Source organism: Sediminibacillus halophilus (assembly GCF_900103695.1).
GTDB lineage: Bacteria > Bacillota > Bacilli > Bacillales > Amphibacillaceae > Sediminibacillus > Sediminibacillus halophilus.
In genome coordinates this window covers 453910-470940 of sequence record NZ_FNHF01000001.1, presented here as the reverse complement: position 1 = coordinate 470940, position 17031 = coordinate 453910, and the positions used below count along the sequence as shown (strand labels likewise).

19 protein-coding genes are annotated in these 17031 nt (G+C 42.9%); 18 read left to right on the top strand and 1 reads right to left on the bottom strand.

Annotation, left to right across the window (positions count from 1 at the left end; translation table 11 throughout):
- Positions 1–2 precede the first annotated feature (2 nt).
- The 7 genes from recG (at position 3) to rnc (ending at position 6475) form a co-directional block, all read left to right on the top strand.
- Positions 3–2039: an ATP-dependent DNA helicase RecG gene (gene recG / locus BLR82_RS02425; RefSeq protein ID WP_074597408.1), complete on the top strand. Its 2037-nt coding sequence runs from the start codon at positions 3–5 to the stop codon at positions 2037–2039.
- 90 nt (positions 2040–2129) lie between these two features.
- Positions 2130–2723 carry a transcription factor FapR gene (fapR, locus tag BLR82_RS02420; RefSeq protein ID WP_074597407.1) on the top strand — a complete coding sequence of 198 codons (594 nt, stop codon included), beginning with the start codon at positions 2130–2132 and terminating at the stop codon, positions 2721–2723.
- A complete protein-coding gene (gene plsX / locus BLR82_RS02415; RefSeq protein ID WP_074597406.1) occupies positions 2707–3708 on the top strand; it encodes a phosphate acyltransferase PlsX in 1002 nt (333 codons plus the stop codon). The genes fapR and plsX overlap by 17 nt, the downstream gene beginning before the upstream one ends.
- Position 3709: 1 nt before the next feature.
- The gene (gene fabD / locus BLR82_RS02410; RefSeq protein WP_074597405.1) at positions 3710–4657 is read left to right on the top strand and encodes an ACP S-malonyltransferase; all 948 of its coding nucleotides are present in this window, start codon (positions 3710–3712) and stop codon (positions 4655–4657) included.
- Positions 4658–4659: 2 nt separating this feature from the next.
- Complete coding sequence (gene fabG, locus BLR82_RS02405; RefSeq protein ID WP_074597404.1) at positions 4660–5400, top strand: 3-oxoacyl-[acyl-carrier-protein] reductase; 741 nt, start codon at positions 4660–4662, stop codon at positions 5398–5400.
- Between the two features lie 35 nt (positions 5401–5435).
- Positions 5436–5669 carry an acyl carrier protein gene (gene acpP / locus BLR82_RS02400; protein ID WP_074597403.1) on the top strand — a complete coding sequence of 78 codons (234 nt, stop codon included), beginning with the start codon at positions 5436–5438 and terminating at the stop codon, positions 5667–5669.
- 119 nt (positions 5670–5788) lie between these two features.
- Positions 5789–6475 (top strand): ribonuclease III, encoded by a 687-nt coding sequence (rnc, locus tag BLR82_RS02395; protein ID WP_074597402.1) that lies wholly within the window; start codon positions 5789–5791, stop codon positions 6473–6475.
- Positions 6476–6532: 57 nt separating this feature from the next.
- On the opposite strand, the gene BLR82_RS02390 is transcribed toward rnc, so the two are convergent.
- Positions 6533–6754 carry a DUF1128 domain-containing protein gene (locus BLR82_RS02390; protein ID WP_074597401.1) on the bottom strand — a complete coding sequence of 74 codons (222 nt, stop codon included), beginning with the start codon at positions 6752–6754 and terminating at the stop codon, positions 6533–6535.
- A gap of 171 nt (positions 6755–6925) precedes the next feature.
- Here BLR82_RS02390 and smc point away from each other — a divergent pair, with 171 nt between their 5' ends.
- The 11 genes from smc to lepB all read left to right on the top strand — a co-directional run bounded on the left by smc (position 6926) and on the right by lepB (position 16996).
- A complete protein-coding gene (gene smc / locus BLR82_RS02385; protein ID WP_074597400.1) occupies positions 6926–10492 on the top strand; it encodes a chromosome segregation protein SMC in 3567 nt (1188 codons plus the stop codon).
- A gap of 22 nt (positions 10493–10514) precedes the next feature.
- A complete protein-coding gene (gene ftsY / locus BLR82_RS02380) occupies positions 10515–11519 on the top strand; it encodes a signal recognition particle-docking protein FtsY (RefSeq protein ID WP_074597399.1) in 1005 nt (334 codons plus the stop codon).
- Between the two features lie 66 nt (positions 11520–11585).
- Positions 11586–11912: a putative DNA-binding protein gene (locus BLR82_RS02375; RefSeq protein WP_074597398.1), complete on the top strand. Its 327-nt coding sequence runs from the start codon at positions 11586–11588 to the stop codon at positions 11910–11912.
- A 13-nt stretch (positions 11913–11925) separates the two neighbouring features.
- Entirely contained in the window at positions 11926–13269 is a 1344-nt protein-coding gene (gene ffh / locus BLR82_RS02370) for a signal recognition particle protein (protein ID WP_074597397.1), read from the top strand.
- 82 nt (positions 13270–13351) lie between these two features.
- Entirely contained in the window at positions 13352–13624 is a 273-nt protein-coding gene (rpsP, locus tag BLR82_RS02365) for a 30S ribosomal protein S16 (protein ID WP_074597396.1), read from the top strand.
- A 14-nt stretch (positions 13625–13638) separates the two neighbouring features.
- The gene (locus BLR82_RS02360) at positions 13639–13866 is read left to right on the top strand and encodes a KH domain-containing protein (protein WP_074597395.1); all 228 of its coding nucleotides are present in this window, start codon (positions 13639–13641) and stop codon (positions 13864–13866) included.
- A 188-nt stretch (positions 13867–14054) separates the two neighbouring features.
- The gene (locus BLR82_RS02355; protein WP_074598241.1) at positions 14055–14441 is read left to right on the top strand and encodes a YlqD family protein; all 387 of its coding nucleotides are present in this window, start codon (positions 14055–14057) and stop codon (positions 14439–14441) included.
- 11 nt (positions 14442–14452) lie between these two features.
- A complete protein-coding gene (gene rimM, locus BLR82_RS02350) occupies positions 14453–14971 on the top strand; it encodes a ribosome maturation factor RimM (RefSeq protein ID WP_074597394.1) in 519 nt (172 codons plus the stop codon).
- Positions 14968–15708 (top strand): tRNA (guanosine(37)-N1)-methyltransferase TrmD, encoded by a 741-nt coding sequence (trmD, locus tag BLR82_RS02345; protein WP_074597393.1) that lies wholly within the window; start codon positions 14968–14970, stop codon positions 15706–15708. Before rimM ends, trmD begins: the two co-directional genes overlap by 4 nt.
- Before the next feature lie 189 nt (positions 15709–15897).
- Complete coding sequence (gene rplS, locus BLR82_RS02340) at positions 15898–16242, top strand: 50S ribosomal protein L19 (RefSeq protein ID WP_074597392.1); 345 nt, start codon at positions 15898–15900, stop codon at positions 16240–16242.
- A 196-nt stretch (positions 16243–16438) separates the two neighbouring features.
- Positions 16439–16996 (top strand): signal peptidase I, encoded by a 558-nt coding sequence (gene lepB / locus BLR82_RS02335; RefSeq protein ID WP_074597391.1) that lies wholly within the window; start codon positions 16439–16441, stop codon positions 16994–16996.
- The last annotated feature ends 35 nt before the right edge of the window (positions 16997–17031 follow it).

Here is a 17031-nt window from a genome sequence, read left to right as displayed (position 1 = left end):
CCTTGTTGAATGACCCGGTAATAAATGTGAAAGGAATCGGAGAAAAGTTAGAGCAGGGGTTGAATAGCTTAGGAATTCATACGGTAGAAGACTTGCTGTTTTATTTTCCTGCTCGTTATGATGTGTATGAAATCAAACCATTAAGTGAACTATTGCACAATGATAAGGTAACTATCGAGGGAGAGGTGATCAGTGAACCTTCCCTTGCTTTTTATGGAAAAAAAAAGTCGCGTCTTTCTTTTAACTTGCAAGTGGAATATGTGACAGTCAAAGCTGTTATGTTCAATCGTTCTTTTGCAAAAAAACAATTGCAGATCGGAGATATCGTGACGGTTACAGGCAAGTGGGATCAACATCGCTTACAGATCACGGTCAGTAATTACAAGAAGGGCAGAGCAAAAAGCGATGCGAAAATACAACCAGTCTATGCTCTAAAGAGCGATGTTACCAACCTTCAGATTAAAAAAGCTGTCAGCACAGCATTATCTCAATTTCAGGATAGTCTTCAGGAAATTTTACCACAGGAGTATTTATCGGCATATAAATTGCCGGGTCGTTTGGAAGCTGCCAAGCAAATGCATTTTCCTGATAACCATCAGATGTTGAAACATGCTCGAAGACGGTTTACTTATGAAGAATTTCTGCTGTTTCAGTTAAAAATGCAGTTGCTCAGAAAGCGTAAGCGAGAATCTACTCATGGGAATAGTCTGGAGTATGAAAAACAAGCTGTGGATGAATTTGTTGAAAAACTTCCTTTTCGGCTCACTGCTGCACAATTGCGCTCGTTAAAAGAAATTTTGACAGACCTGCATTCCCCTTACCGAATGAATCGGTTGTTACAGGGTGATGTGGGTTCGGGAAAAACGGCTGTTGCTGCCATTGCCTTGTATGCTGCAATTACGGCCCGGAAGCAGGGAGCATTAATGGTGCCAACAGAAATTCTGGCTGAGCAGCATTTTCAGTCATTGACAGAACTGTTTGCCGATCATGCTACTGTAGTGTTGCTGACTGGCTCTGTCAAAGGGAAAAGAAGAAAGCAAATCCTGCAGGAAATTGCTGAAAAAGAGGCAGATATCATTATCGGTACGCATGCTTTGATCCAAGACGAAGTTCTCTTTCAGGACCTTGGGCTTGTGATTGTCGATGAACAACACCGTTTTGGAGTGGAACAAAGGCGTGTGTTGAGGGATAAAGGGCTTCATCCGGATGTTTTGTTTATGACCGCTACACCTATACCTCGGACTTTAGCAATAACAGCTTTTGGTGACATGGATGTATCCGTTATCGACGAGATGCCTTCGGGAAGAAAGCAAGTTGAAACTTATTGGGTAAAAGAAAACATGCTGGACAGGGTCTTGCAGTTTATCCAAAAAGAAGTGGACAATGGCCACCAGGCATATGTCATTTGTCCATTGATAGAAGAGTCCGACAAACTGGACATTCAAAATGCCGTTGAGCTTTATGAGCAGTTAAAAGAATTCTACGCTCCCAAAACTAGTGTCGGATTGATGCATGGAAGGCTTTCTTCCGATGAAAAGGAAGAGGTTATGCGGGATTTTGCTGCCAATGATATACAAGTATTGGTCTCCACGACGGTAGTAGAAGTAGGAGTCAATGTGCCTAACGCGAGTGTAATGGTCATTTATGATGCCGAAAGGTTTGGGCTTTCCCAGCTTCACCAGTTAAGGGGGCGTGTTGGCAGGGGGGAAGCCCAGAGCTATTGTATTTTAGTGGCCGATCCAAAAGGAGAGGTTGGGAAAGAGCGAATGAAAATCATGACCGAAACAGCAAACGGCTTTGAATTGTCTGAAGAGGATCTGAAGCTACGTGGTCCTGGTGACTTCTTTGGCAAAAAGCAAAGTGGAATGCCTGAATTCAGAGTCGCTGATATGGTTCATGACTACCGGGCTTTAGAAACAGCAAGAATGGATGCGCAGCACATTCTGGAGGCAGGATCACTCGATAAAGATCCGCAATTTAAACAACTTGCCATGCATGTTTATCACGATAATATCGTGATGGGAGAAACGCTCGACTAACCTATTTATCCACATGATTTATGCTTGCATATTCATATTTGGTATTATATATTACTATTAGTACCTAGTCTTAATTTGGACGGTGGAGAGATGAAGCGAACGAAGAAGGAAAGGCAACAGCTGTTGAAACATACAATAGAAGACACGCCTTTCATAACGGATGAAGAACTGGCAAAAAAATTTGCAGTCAGTATCCAAACCATCCGACTCGACAGGATGGAAATGTCGATACCTGAACTACGTGAAAGGATTAAAACGGTCGCTTCCACTCAATGGAATGAAACCGTGAAGGCTCTGCCTCTTGACGAGGTGATCGGAGAAGTCATCGATTTGGAGCTGGATGAGCGGGCAATTTCGATAATGGATATCGGAAGCGAACATGTTTTTTCCAGAAACCGGATTGCCAGGGGGCATCATTTGTTTGCGCAGGCAAATTCCCTGGCGGTCGCTGTAATTAATGATGAATTGGCCCTTACAGCGAAAGCGGAAATCAAATTTACCAGACAGGTGAAGCAGGGAGAACGGGTGATTTCCAAAGCAACTGTGAGTGGAAGTGATGCCAAAGGGAGAACAGTAGTGAAGGTCAACAGTTTTGTTGAAAACGAAAAAGTGTTTTCTGGAGAATTCCTGATGTTCCGTTCCCATCATCATAAAGGAGAGTCAAGCAATGAAAATAGCAATTGATGCAATGGGGGGCGACCATGCCCCGGATGAAATTGTTGCCGGAGCAATCGAGGCTGTAAAAGAGTGGCAGGATATGGAAGTGACTTTGATAGGTGATGAGGCAAAAATATCCCCCCTCCTAAAAGACATACAAAGAATCAATGTGATACATACAACGGACATGATTACCGGAGAAGATGAACCTGTCCGGGCAGTAAGGCGTAAGAAAAATTCCTCTATGGTATTAATGGCGGAGGAAGTAAAACAACGAAGAGCAGATGCTTGTATATCAGCAGGGAATACAGGAGCGTTGATGAGTGCCGGTTTATTTGTGGTAGGGCGGATGGAAGGAATCGATCGTCCAGCCTTAAGTCCGACATTGCCTACGAAGGATGGCAGTGGTTTTTTATTGCTTGACGTCGGAGCGAATGTCGATGCAAAACCTCATCATCTAGTCCAATACGCGATCATGGGAGCTGTTTATACCGAAAAAGTTCGAAAGGTGGACAACCCCCGTGTCGGTCTTCTGAATGTCGGGACAGAGGATGGAAAAGGAAATGACTTGACGAAACGGGCTTTTGCGGAACTAACAAAAGCGCCGATTCATTTTGTAGGGAATGTAGAAGCTAGGGATTTACTCGAAGGTGCTGCGGATGTCGTGGTAACGGACGGGTTTAATGGGAACATCGCATTAAAAACGATTGAAGGTACTGCGCTGACCATGTTTTCCATGCTGAAACAAACATTTATGTCAAACTGGAAGTCCAAATTGGCAGCCGGTTTGGTGAAACAGGAATTGAGAGAATTGAAGGATAAGCTGGATTATTCGGAATATGGGGGTGCAGGCTTATTTGGATTGGCTGCCCCGGTCATCAAGGCCCATGGTTCTTCCAACAAGAGGGCTATCTATAATGCTGTAAAACAGGCGCGCAATATGGTTGAGTTAAATGTTACCGAGACGATTGAAAAAACGATAAAAGAAATGCATTTGGAAGAGGAGGAATAACATGAAACGCGTTGCTTTTGTTTTTCCTGGACAAGGTTCGCAGGAAGTCGGAATGGGAAAAGATCTGTTCGATAATTTTGATACGGTAAGACAACTTTTCCGACATGCAGACCAACAACTGGATGGCGATTTGACTTCGCTTATGTTCGATGGCCCCCAGGAAACATTGACCAACACGGAAAACGCACAACCGGCTCTACTGTTGACGAGTGCAGCCACTGCAGCCGTTTTAAAGGAAAAGGGTGTGGAACCGGTGATGACAGCCGGCCACAGTTTGGGAGAATACAGTGCACTTGTATCAGCAGGGGCGATTAGCTTGGAAGAAGCGCTGCCGCTTGTCCGGTTACGCGGAAGGCTGATGGAAAAGGCTTATCCTGCTGGGAAAGGGGCCATGGCAGCCGTGCTAGGCGGTGAAATGGAGACAATCCAGACCGTGCTGGATTCTGTTAATGAGGAAACAGGAGAAGTAGTAGATGCTGCCAATTTCAACTGTCCTGGTCAATTGGTAATATCCGGTACGAAACAGGGGATTGAAGCAGCAGGAGAAAAACTGAAAGAGAATGGGGGCAAAAGGGTCCTCCCGCTTAATGTCAGCGGTCCCTTTCATTCTCGTTTGATGAAGCCTGCGGCAGAAAAGTTTGCTGAAGAATTACAAAAAACTAATCTAACTGACACCAAACTACCTGTCTATGCCAATGTAACGGCAGCACCGGTGACGGAACGTGAACAGATTTCAGAATTGTTGGTCCGGCAATTGTATTCGCCGGTAAGGTTTCAGGAAATCATTGAAGCGATGCTGGATAAAGAGCTTGATGCCATTGTCGAGGTAGGGAATGGCAAAGTATTGACTGGACTCATAAAAAAAATTCACAGACGCATGAAAACTTTTTCCGTGCAGGATACGGAATCGCTTCAGGCATTTGTTGAATGGTATAAGGAGGAATCTTAAACATGCTGAGAGGGAAAACTGCATTAGTGACAGGTGCTTCCAGAGGAATAGGTAAGGCTATTGCGTTGGAACTTGCGAGTCAAGGAGCAAAAGTTGCTGTTAATTTTGCAGGAAACGAAGCGAAAGCCCAAGAAGTAGTAAAGGAAATCGAGTCGCTTGGGGGGGAAGCTATCAAGGTAAAGGCTAATGTTGCAGATGAAACGGATGTTAAGCAAATGATCAAACACGTGATCGATTCCTTTGGCAGTCTAGATATCCTTGTGAATAACGCTGGCATTACGAGAGATAATCTATTGATGAGAATGAAAGAAGAGGAATTCGATCAGGTAATTGACACAAATTTGAAAGGGGTCTTCCTTTGCACAAAAGGCGTCACCCGCCAGATGATGAAGCAAAAGAGTGGTCGGATTATCAATATTGCTTCTGTTGTTGGAGTAAGCGGCAATCCAGGTCAAGCGAATTACGTGGCAGCGAAGGCTGGAGTCATCGGAATGACAAAATCCACTGCTAAGGAACTTGCTTCCAGAAACATATTGGTAAATGCGATTGCGCCCGGTTTTATTGAAACGGATATGACTGATCAATTGACAGATGAACAAAGACAAGGGATGCAAGAACTTATTCCGCTGGCTAAATTGGGGAAAGGAGAAGACGTAGCGAAAGTTGTACGTTTTCTTGCTTCTCAAGATGCCAATTATATTACCGGTCAAACTATCCATGTGGATGGCGGTATGGTGATGTAATACTTTATTGTTTACTTTGAAAGGGGGTGAATGAAATGGCAGAAACATTCGAGCGTGTTAAGAAAATCGTAGTAGATCGTCTGGATGTGGAAGAATCAAAAGTAACAATGGAAGCTTCCTTTAAAGATGATTTGGAAGCTGATTCATTAGATGTTGTTGAATTGGTAATGGAATTAGAAGACGAATTCGACATGGAGATTTCTGATGAAGAAGCAGAAAAAATTGAAACAGTAGGTGATGCTGTTAATTACATAAACAGCATTCAATAATAAATAGTACTTATTTATTTAGCTAGACAGCAATATGTTGTTTATGGAAATGGCAGCACAGAAAGTCCCGCGCATTAGCGGGGCTTTCTCCATATTTATCCCGAAGGGGAGGTGTCGACATGGATTTTTCGAAGCTGCAGAAACAGCTTGATATCAATTTTAATGATGAAAAGCTTTTACAACAAGCATTTACCCATTCATCTTATGTGAATGAGCATCGAAAAAAAGACTACCGGGATAATGAGCGATTAGAGTTTTTAGGAGACGCGGTGTTAGAACTCGGTGTGTCTCAATATTTGTATCGCGAGTACCCGGAAATGGAAGAAGGAGAACTCACAAAATTCAGGGCGTCTATCGTTTGTGAGCCCTCGTTGGTAAGCTTTGCGAATGATTTGAATTTTTCCCCATATGTATTGCTTGGAAAAGGGGAAGAAATGACCGGTGGCCGTAACAGACCGGCACTACTGGCAGACGTTTTTGAAGCTTTTATTGGCGCATTGTATCTTGACCAGGGATTTGACGTTTCCATCAACTTTCTGGAAAAGTATGTCTATCCGAAGATTACAAAAGGTGCTTTTTCGCATGCGATGGATTATAAGAGTCAGCTGCAGGAATTGGTTCAACGAAGTAAGAATGGAAGCATCGACTATGCCATCACGGAGGAGCGCGGGCCGGCTCATAACCGTGAATTCGTTGCCGAGGTATGCATACAGGGAACAGTAGCTGGAACAGGTATCGGCAGGACAAAAAAAGAAGCTGAACAACGTGCTGCAAAAAAAGCGCTTGACAGCTATGAGGCAGGCTAAATAAAAGGAGGCATGCGCTTGATTATTGAACAAGCACAGCCTCCTTTTGTTTTATGGTTACTTACGATGGTCGGCCAATTCTTGAATAAATGCCTGGGTCTCTGCTACGCTTAACTGACCTTTCTGTTCCAGCATATCATGTAATGATTTCAACTCTTGGTATTTTTCTATATCATAATCTTCCGGATTCATGATCGATCGGTTCACCACCTGTAGCTTTCTCGCCATGTTATCGATAATAATTGCCAAGTTTTCCCTCGACGGTTCCTGCAAACTCACATTAACACTCCTCAATATTTTATGATTCCTTCTATGACTCTACTCTTTATGATAAAATAAATAAGTTGAAATGCAAACTTATCTTGAATTATTTACATAATTTTTTGCAGGCTGAGCTGTCTGCAAAATTTCGATAAAGAAACAGTTAATCAGCGAATTAGGAGAATGAATATGTTTCTAAAACGATTAGATACAGTAGGATTTAAATCTTTCGCCGAACGGGTTTCCGTTGATTTTGTACCAGGTGTAACAGCGGTTGTCGGCCCTAACGGCAGTGGGAAAAGTAATATTACAGATGCGATTCGATGGGTGCTTGGTGAACAGTCTGCCAAGTCCCTGCGTGGTTCAAAGATGGAAGATATCATCTTTCAGGGGAGCGATTCACGGAAAGCATTGAATATAGCTGAAGTAACCCTGACATTAGATAACAGTGACCAGGCGTTGCCGCTTGATTACCAGGAAGTCAGTGTTACCAGAAGGGTTTACCGTTCTGGAGAAAGTGAATTTTTAATCAATAAACAGACTTGTCGATTAAAGGATATCATTGACCTATTTATGGATTCAGGGCTTGGAAGAGAAGCTTTTTCGATTATAAGCCAGGGAAAAGTCGAAGAGATTCTCAGTTCGAAACCTGAAGAAAGAAGATCGATTTTTGAAGAGGCTGCAGGTGTACTTAAGTATAAGCAAAGAAAGAAAAAGGCCGAATACAAGCTGGCTGAAACCCAGGAAAACCTTAACCGTATTGAAGATATCATTTATGAAATCGATGGTCAGCTTGAACCATTGAAAGAACAAGCGGCGGTTGCGAAAGATTACTTGCAAAAGAAAGACGACTTGAAAAAAGTCGAGATCGCCCTTTTGATTGCTGAGATTGAAGAGATGCATGGAAAATGGAAAGCCATATTGGCGGAAATAGAAGAGCAAAAAGAGAAAGAGGTCGCACTTCAAACAAGTATTCAACAGAAACAGGCTGATTTGGAAGAAGGACGCAGCCAAATTCAGGCGCTGGATGAGTCTATTGAAGGGTTGCAGGAATCCCTGTTGGATTTGACAAAACAGCTTGAAAATTTACAGGGTAAAAAAGAATTGAGTAATGAGCGCTTCAAGCACTTTGAGGATAACAAATCGAAATTAGAGGAAGAAAATGACCAGCTGCAAACACGGATGGCCAAGCTGGAAAACGGTTTGGCGGAGGAACAGGAGAAGTTATCCCGGCTGGAAGTCGAAAGACGTGAAACTAACAAAAGTCTGAAGCAGACTGCAGAATTGCTGACCACCTCGAAGCAGAACATAGAGGAACAAATCGAAGAATTAAAAAGTGACTATATTGAAAAATTGAATGAACAGGCAGCAAAACGAAATGAACGTCAGTCCATCGCAAGGCAGTTGGAGCAACTCAACCTGAAAAAGGACAATCAACAGGATAAATTCAAGGGCCTGATCAATGAAAGAGAAAAGCTGGAGAATAAGTTAGCTGATTTGCAGGTGGAACTGGAAGAGAGGACTGAAAACCGTCTGGCGGCTGAACAGACTTACGAAAAACAGAGAAAAACCTTGGAGGCGGACAATGCAGCATATCAGGAATTACAGACAAAACTTTATCAAGGATATCAATACATTGAAAAGTTAAAGTCAAAAAAAGAAATGCTCGAAGATATGAAGGAAGGATATCAAGGTTTTTTTCATGGAGTTAAAGAAGTACTGAAGGCTAGAGAAGATAAAGAGTTGACGGGAATCGACGGAGCGGTGATTGAGTTGATCGATGTTCCAGCCAAGTTGATTCCGGCAGTCGAAACAGCGCTTGGAGGTCAAGCTCAGCATATTGTTATGGAAGATGAATCCAAAGCGAGAGCTGCGATTAACTGGCTAAAAAAGCATAACAAAGGCCGTGCGACCTTTTTGCCGATAACAGCCATTAAATCGAAATACATTCCCAGCGATTTGTTAGCGGGAGTGAAAGATCACCAAGGTTTTGTTGGTGTAGGGGCGGAGCTCGTTTCTTTCCAGCAAAGACACAAGGGAATAGCGGAAAGTCTATTGGGAAATGTTGTGATTGCTGACAACTTGAAGGCTGCAAACGAAATCGCTGTACGTTTGCATCGGAAGTTCCGAGTCGTGACGTTGGAGGGAGACATTATTAACCCTGGTGGGTCGATGACTGGCGGAGCGAAGAAAAAATCGGGTCAATCCTTGTTTTCCCGTGAAAAAGATCTGCAGGAAGTGACAGAGAAACTAAGCGAATTTCAGCAAAAAGCACTGGAATTTGAACAGAAGGTCAGGTCAAGGAAACAAGCAAACGAAGAGTTGGAACAAGCAATGGAAAAACAGCGTGAGGCAATAAGAGCTGCACAGCAACTAGAACAAGAAACACGAACCGCCATGAAAGAAACGGAAGTAAATGTTGCTCATTATAATGAAAACTTAAAATTATACGATCAAGATACTAATCAATATGAAACAGATCTTTTCGACTTGAAGCAGCGGAATGCGAAATTGGAAGAGGAATTGAACGAGTTAGAAAAAACATTGAAGGATATCCAAGGTGAAATCGATGACTGTAATCGTAGGCAATCCGATTATCAGGAAAACCAGGAGAAATTGCAAGAGAGACATCAACGACTGCAAATATCCATGGCTGAACAGGATGCCAATGTGAACAGTCAAAAAGAAAAATGCGAGACACTAAAACAGCAACTCGAAGAGACAAAACAGGCTTACCGAGAAAATAAGCAACAATTGGAGCAAATGTTCGATTTTCAAAACAACCGTGAAACAGAAGAGGAAATTGACGCGCAGCTTGAAGAGAAACAAAAACAAAAGGATAAAGTTGCTGAATTAATTCAAGTACGGCGTCAGGAACGTCTAAGAAGAACGGAAAAGGCTGGTGATCAAGAACGGGAAATAAAAGAGAAAAATCGGATCCATCAGTCGCTTGCTCAGGACTTGCAGGATAAAGAGCTAAAAGCAGCCAGGTTCGATGTTGAATTGGAAAACCGGCTGAACCATCTGCAAAATGAGTACGCACTTAGTTATGAAAAAGCGGCTCAAGATTATGAAAAGGCAGAGGATATCGATCAGGCAAAACAGTCGGTGAAGTTAATAAAACGTTCTATCGAAGAACTTGGTACTGTCAATCTTGGTGCAATTGATGAATATGAGCGGATCAGCGAACGATATGAATTTCTCACAGAACAGCAGATGGATTTGGTGCAGGCGAAGGATACGCTTTTCGGCGTCATTTCCGAGATGGATGGGGAGATGGTCAGGAGATTTGAAACAACATTCACGCAAATCAAGGAAGAATTTTCTATTGTGTTTTCTGCCTTGTTCGGAGGCGGAAGTGCAGAATTGAAATTAACGAATCCCGAAAACATGCTGGAAACAGGTGTCGATATCATCGCAAGGCCACCAGGTAAGAAATTACAGCACTTAGGATTGCTTTCAGGAGGAGAACGAGCTTTGACAGCGATCGCGCTGTTATTCGCCATTTTGCGTGTCCGTCCGGTTCCGTTCTGTGTACTGGATGAAGTGGAGGCTGCTCTGGATGATGCCAATGTCAGCAGGTTTGCCAGGTATTTAAAGGAGTTTAGCGAAAAAACACAATTTATTGTGATTACCCACAGAAAGGGTACAATGGAGGAAGCGGACGTATTATATGGGGTAACCATGCAGGAGTCGGGAGTTTCCCGTCTTGTATCGGTTCGGCTGGAAGATGCGCCTGCATTAGTAAAAGCATAAATGCACCAGAAAGGAAGGTATTATGAGCTTTTTTAAAAAATTGAAAGAAAAATTCAGCGGTGATACTGCTGATCAACAAGAGGCACAGCCTGAAACGTATAAAGAAGGGCTTTCCAAGACGAGAGGCTCTTTTTCCAGCAAAATAAATGACTTAGTTGCCCGTTATCGTAAGGTGGATGAGGACTTTTTTGAGGACCTGGAAGAAATCTTGATATCGGCAGATGTCGGCGTAACAGCTGTAATGGATCTTATCGATGAATTGAAAATGGAAGTGAAACGAAAAAACATTAAAGATAGTCGAGAAATGAAGGAAGTCATATCCGAAAAGCTGGTCGAAATCTATTATGGGGAGAAGGACGGAGACACGGCAAAACTGCAATTGAATGAAGAAGGATTGTCTGTCATATTATTTGTCGGGGTCAATGGTGTCGGAAAAACAACGACCATAGGAAAAATGGCTCACCAGTTGAAGCAGGAAGGGAAAAAGGTAATCATGGCAGCCGGTGATACCTTCCGTGCAGGAGCGATTGAGCAGTTGGAAGTCTGGGGGGAAAGAGCTGGTGTTGATGTTATCAAGCATAACGCTGGCAGTGACCCGGCTGCAGTAGTTTACGATGGCATCCAGGCAGCGAGATCCAGAGGGGCAGATGTTTTATTGTGTGATACGGCTGGACGTTTGCAGAACAAAGTCAATTTGATGAATGAACTTGCCAAAGTGAAAAAAGTCATTTCCCGGGAGGTTCCAGACGGCCCGCAAGAGGTACTGCTTGTCCTCGACGCAACCACAGGTCAGAATGCCATGAGCCAGGCAAAAACCTTTTCCGAAGCGACGGATGTGTCAGGAATCGTATTGACCAAGTTGGATGGTACGGCAAAAGGTGGCATTGTACTCGCTATTCGAAATGAATTACAGATACCAGTAAAGTATGTCGGCTTAGGAGAGAAAGTCACTGATTTACAGACCTTCGATGCACATGCCTTTGTTTATGGATTGTTTGCAGATATGCTGGAAGAGGAAACATCTTGACACGACCTAAGAATGTTAGGTAGTATTTCATTGTAAAGGCATTTCACTTAACAAGGAGTGCTCGCTTTGCTGGAAAAAACGACCAGAGTTAATTTTCTATTTGACTTTTATCAGGAATTGCTGACACCGAAACAGCGAAACTACATGGAACTGTACTATTTGGAGGATTATTCACTCGGTGAGATTTCCGAAACGTTCGATGTTTCACGACAAGCCGTCTACGATAATATCCGACGTACGGAATCGATGCTGGAAGCTTATGAGGATAAGCTCCATTTGTATAAGAAATTCACAGAGCGCACACAGTTGCTGGAGCAGCTGGAACAAGCGCTGAAAGGAAATCAGTTAACTACTTTAAGAGAATTGGTTACTTCACTTAAAGAATTAGATTAAGGGGGCTCCTTCTATGGCATTTGAAGGCTTGGCCGAACGCCTGCAAGGGACAATCCAGCGTATTAAGGGAAAAGGGAAAGTCACCGAGCAGGATGTAAAGGAAATGACAAGAGAAGTACGGCTTGCTTTATTGGAAGCAGACGTCAACTTCAAAGTCGTGAAAGACTTTGTCAAACGTATTAAAGAACGTGCAGTCGGGCAAGAAGTCATGGAAAGTCTGACGCCCGGCCAGCAGGTGATTAAAGTAGTCAGAGATGAACTGACGGAGCTGATGGGCGGCGAGCAAAGTAAAATAGCAGTAGCCGACCGTCCGCCAACTGTGATTATGATGGTTGGTCTTCAGGGTGCAGGTAAAACGACTACCACTGGGAAGCTTGCGAACTTACTTCGTAAAAAATATAATCGGAATCCACTTTTGGTGGCAGCAGACGTTTATCGACCGGCTGCGATTGACCAGTTGGAAACATTGGGTAAGCAATTGAGCATGCCGGTGTTCTCCTTGGGCACAGATGCAAATCCAGTCGATATTGCCAATCAGGCTATCGAGCAAGCAAAAGCGGAACATCAGGATTACGTTATCATTGATACGGCAGGCCGTTTGCATGTTGATAATGAACTAATGGATGAATTGGATCAAATCAAGTCCAACGTAAAACCGGATGAAATCTTCTTGGTTGTTGACGCGATGACAGGACAAGATGCTGTCAATGTTGCAGAAAGCTTCAATGAGCAGCTTGATGTTACTGGTGTAGTATTGACGAAGTTGGATGGCGACACACGAGGCGGTGCTGCGTTATCGATCAAAGCCGTTACGGACAAACCGATTAAATTTGCCGGGATGGGAGAAAAACTGGATGAGTTGGAAGCATTTCATCCTGAACGGATGGCTTCTAGAATCCTGGGTATGGGCGACGTTCTTTCGCTGATAGAAAAAGCACAAGACACAGTGGATGAGAACAAAGCCAAGGAATTGGAAGAAAAAATGCGGTCTGCATCCTTTACATTTGATGACTTCCTGGAGCAAATGGGACAGGTCCGAAATATGGGACCATTGGAAGACTTAATCGGTATGCTTCCCGGGGCGAATAAAATGAAGGGTTTAAAGAATGTTCAATTCGATGAAAAACAACTTGCCCATGTCGAAGCGATCATCCAATCCATGACAAAACAGGAACGGCAGGATCCTGGGGTAATGAACGCCAGCCGAAAGAAGCGGATTGCAAAAGGTGCCGGAAGATCGGTCTCGGAAGTCAACCGTCTGCTCAAACAATTTGAAGAAATGAAGAAAATGATGAAGCAGATGACCAATATGCAAAAAGGGAAAAAAGGAAAAGGAATGAAATTTCCGTTCATGTAATGGAAAAACACTTTACAGACAAATGAACATCTGATAGAATCTAAACTTGTGATAAGCAATATAAATGATGGAGGTGCAAGACATGGCTGTTAAAATTCGTTTAAAGCGTATGGGTTCAAAAAGAAATCCATTTTATCGTGTAGTAGTAGCTGATTCACGTTCTCCTCGTGACGGACGTTTTATTGAACAAATTGGCACTTACAATCCGGTAGCCAACCCGGTTGAAGTAAAACTAGATGAAGATAAGGCGCTTGACTGGATGACTAAAGGTGCTAAGCCTAGTGATACAGTACGTAACCTTTTCTCAAAAGAAGGCATCATGACGAAATTCCACGATACGAAAAACCAAAAGTAAAGTAGAGTGATATCATGAAAGCCTTAATCGAAACGATGGTGGCTCCGTTGGTCGATTATCCGGAAGATGTCCAGGTGACAGTCAAAGAAGACGATGAGAGATTGACTTACCATTTAACTGTCAATCAGGATGATGTCGGAAAAGTAATCGGGAAAAACGGACGAATCGCAAAAGCCGTTCGAACGGTCGTTTATGCTGCCGGATCGGATGAAACAAAGCGAATCTATTTGGATATCATGTGAAAAGGGGAAGGGGGAACCTTTCCCTTTTTTCCAAATTCATAAAAGTTGTCATCCTTTTTACCTGCCTCTCTAGAATCAGCCTGGTCTCGGGGACAGCTTTTAATTGGTCTTTCAACAGGTACGACCAGTAATCCTTTTCGAACCAGAAATATGACTTGGGAAGTATGGAGGAAAGGCAGGGGCTGTTATTGAAAATAATTCGGAAAATTCCTGTCAAGCAGGTAATCACGGAGAGAAGCAAGGAAAGCCTGGTGGAACAGTTTAACCAAAATAAACAGCAGCTTGAACAAGAGTGTCAACAACTGCAATTTGAACAGAGGAAACTACAAAATAAAAAAGGAGTTTCCAAACATGAAGTAGCCAAACGGTTCCAACAGGAAATAAAAAAGCGCAAAGACAAAATCAAGTGGATAGAATTTCAATTGGAACAGTTGGACATACTGCCTATTGGCAGTGAAATAACAGAAGAAGAAGTTGAAACTCTTGTTGAAGTTGAAGAAGGATTTAACTGGAATGACATCTCCGATAACAAAGCAATTATCGTGAAAGATGGCATCGTGATTCAAATTACATAGCAGGTGAATATATGAGCGAAGAAATGTACAATGTTGGAAAAATTGTAAACACCCATGGAATCAAGGGAGAGGTAAAGGTAGTGCGGATTACCGATTTTGATGAACGATTTGAAACCGGTAGCAGGTTATACTGGTCTGATGGTCAAGGAAGCCCGATAGCCCTTACTGTTGATGGTCACCGCAGGCATAAGAACTTTGATTTATTGCACTTTTCCGGTTATGATACCCTTAACGATGCGGAGGATTTAAAAAATGGCGTGCTTCAAGTAAGGGGAGAACAGTTGGCTCCCTTGGAAGAAGGCGAATTTTATTACCACGAAATCATTGGCTGTGAAGTTTATACGACGAATGGAGAATTCCTGGGAAAGATCAAAGAGATATTATCACCAGGTGCCAATGATGTATGGGTAACAAGTAGAAAAGGCGAAAAGGATTTATTGATTCCCTACATAGAGGAAATTGTTAAAACCATTGAGGTCGATCAAAAGCGGGTAACCATAGAGCCGATGGAGGGACTGCTTGACCAATGAAAATAGATATACTGACGCTGTTCCCCGAGATGTTTGACGGGGTTATGAACCATTCGATCTTAAAAAAAGCGCAGGACACCGGAGCATTTCAATATCGATTGGTTAATTTCCGTGAATATTCGCAAAATAAGCATAAAAAGGTGGATGACTATCCATACGGGGGTGGTGCCGGAATGGTTCTCACCCCTCAACCCGTGTTCGATGCTGTGGAAGACTTGTCAGCAGATTGTTCAGAAAAAAAAGCGAAACCACGTATTGTACTGATGTGCCCTCAGGGGGAGCCTTACAATCAGTCAAAAGCGATGGAACTCGCAAACGAGGAACACCTGATTTTTATTTGCGGGCATTATGAGGGTTATGACGAAAGGATCCGTGAACATATCGCAACCGATGAAATATCGATAGGTGATTACGTCTTGACAGGTGGAGAATTGGGTGCGATGGTGGTTATTGACAGTGTGGTCCGATTGCTTCCTGGTGTTCTCGGTAATGAATCGTCTGCACCGGAGGATTCATTTTCCACCGGCTTACTCGAGCATCCTCATTATACCAGACCGCTTGATTTTCGAGGAATGCGAGTGCCGGATGTACTAGTATCGGGAAACCACGGCAAGATTGAGGAATGGAGGCGTCTGCAATCGTTGAAACGGACTTATCAACGGCGCAGGGATTTGCTCGATGATTTTCCATTGACAGACAAAGAACGACAATGGCTGGAAGACTTGAATGACGAATAATTGAGCTAATATATACGGAATAGTTGATTGTTAAATCTATTTCCGGGAATCATTAATAAATAGTTGAAGTAGACGGTCTAATATGGTATATTATTTGTTGTGCTTAAACGAAAGTTTAAGCAGGAGAAACAATGTTCCGCTGTCTTTATTCTTAAGTTAAGAACGTTGGTTTGGAAGGAGTGTAACAGGATGCAAAATATTTTAGAAGAAGTGACAAGAGAACAGCTTCGCACTGATCATCCTGATTTTCGCCCTGGTGATACGGTAAAAGTCCACGTTAAAGTCGTGGAAGGAAACCGTGAACGTATCCAGGTTTTCGAAGGCGTTGTTATTAAGCGTCAAAACGGCGGAATCAGCGAAACTTTCACTGTTCGTAAGATTTCTTACGGCGTAGGCGTTGAACGTACTTTTCCAGTACATTCTCCGCGCATTGATAAGATTGAAGTGAGCCGCCGCGGTAAAGTACGTCGTGCGAAACTTTACTATCTACGCAACCTGCGTGGTAAAGCTGCACGTATTAAAGAAATCCGCTAATTTGAATGCAGGAAAGGAGCTTGAAAAGTCAAGCTCCTTTTTTCTACTTAAAATAGGTAATTAGACTGGTTTGCTGAAAAGTAATCGGACATTGAAAAATAGGCGATCGGGTAATGTAAGACACTTGTCGACCGATTACTGCTTTAAGCCGGATTAAAAAAATTCTGGAATGAAGCTGTTTTATGGAGGGAAGATAATGGCCAAAAAAAAGAATGAATGGCTGGATTGGATTAAGGCACTTTTGATTGCCGGACTACTGGCGGTTATTGTGCGGATGTTTCTATTTGCTCCTATAGTAGTAGATGGACCTTCCATGCTGCCGACACTGCATAATGGAGATCATATGATTGTAAACAAATTAAATTATCTGGTAGGCGATCCGGATAGATTCGATATCGTTGTATTCCATGCTACAGCCCAGAAAGACTATATAAAACGGGTGATTGGCATACCGGGTGACCATGTAGAGGTAAAAAATGACACCCTTTATATAAATGGAGAAGCAGTGGAAGAACCATATTTAAAGTCTGCAAAGCAAATGATGGAGGGCAACCAGAATTATACCGTCGATTTCAGTCTCGAAGAATTGCCGGGCGGCTATGAAGAAGTGCCAGAAAATCATTTATTAGTACTTGGGGACAACCGGGGCAATTCAACGGACAGTCGTTTGTTAGGATTGATTTCTTATGATCAACTGGTAGGAGAAGTCCAGTTATTATATTGGCCGTTTGACCGCTTCCGTTTATACACGTGAAAACAATGTTAATGATATATCGAACGTTACCGTCT

What these genes read in the sequence shown, in the direction of transcription:
- fapR (WP_074597407.1), top strand. Translation starts at nt 2,130, where the DNA reads ATGAAGCGAACGAAGAAGGAAAGGCAACAGCTGTTGAAACATACAATA.
- plsX (WP_074597406.1), top strand. Translation starts at nt 2,707, where the DNA reads ATGAAAATAGCAATTGATGCAATGGGGGGCGACCATGCCCCGGATGAA.
- fabD (WP_074597405.1), top strand. Translation starts at nt 3,710, where the DNA reads ATGAAACGCGTTGCTTTTGTTTTTCCTGGACAAGGTTCGCAGGAAGTC.
- fabG (WP_074597404.1), top strand. Translation starts at nt 4,660, where the DNA reads ATGCTGAGAGGGAAAACTGCATTAGTGACAGGTGCTTCCAGAGGAATA.
- acpP (WP_074597403.1), top strand. Translation starts at nt 5,436, where the DNA reads ATGGCAGAAACATTCGAGCGTGTTAAGAAAATCGTAGTAGATCGTCTG.
- rnc (WP_074597402.1), top strand. Translation starts at nt 5,789, where the DNA reads ATGGATTTTTCGAAGCTGCAGAAACAGCTTGATATCAATTTTAATGAT.
- smc (WP_074597400.1), top strand. Translation starts at nt 6,926, where the DNA reads ATGTTTCTAAAACGATTAGATACAGTAGGATTTAAATCTTTCGCCGAA.
- ftsY (WP_074597399.1), top strand. Translation starts at nt 10,515, where the DNA reads ATGAGCTTTTTTAAAAAATTGAAAGAAAAATTCAGCGGTGATACTGCT.
- ffh (WP_074597397.1), top strand. Translation starts at nt 11,926, where the DNA reads ATGGCATTTGAAGGCTTGGCCGAACGCCTGCAAGGGACAATCCAGCGT.
- rpsP (WP_074597396.1), top strand. Translation starts at nt 13,352, where the DNA reads ATGGCTGTTAAAATTCGTTTAAAGCGTATGGGTTCAAAAAGAAATCCA.
- BLR82_RS02360 (WP_074597395.1), top strand. Translation starts at nt 13,639, where the DNA reads ATGAAAGCCTTAATCGAAACGATGGTGGCTCCGTTGGTCGATTATCCG.
- rimM (WP_074597394.1), top strand. Translation starts at nt 14,453, where the DNA reads ATGAGCGAAGAAATGTACAATGTTGGAAAAATTGTAAACACCCATGGA.
- trmD (WP_074597393.1), top strand. Translation starts at nt 14,968, where the DNA reads ATGAAAATAGATATACTGACGCTGTTCCCCGAGATGTTTGACGGGGTT.
- rplS (WP_074597392.1), top strand. Translation starts at nt 15,898, where the DNA reads ATGCAAAATATTTTAGAAGAAGTGACAAGAGAACAGCTTCGCACTGAT.
- lepB (WP_074597391.1), top strand. Translation starts at nt 16,439, where the DNA reads ATGGCCAAAAAAAAGAATGAATGGCTGGATTGGATTAAGGCACTTTTG.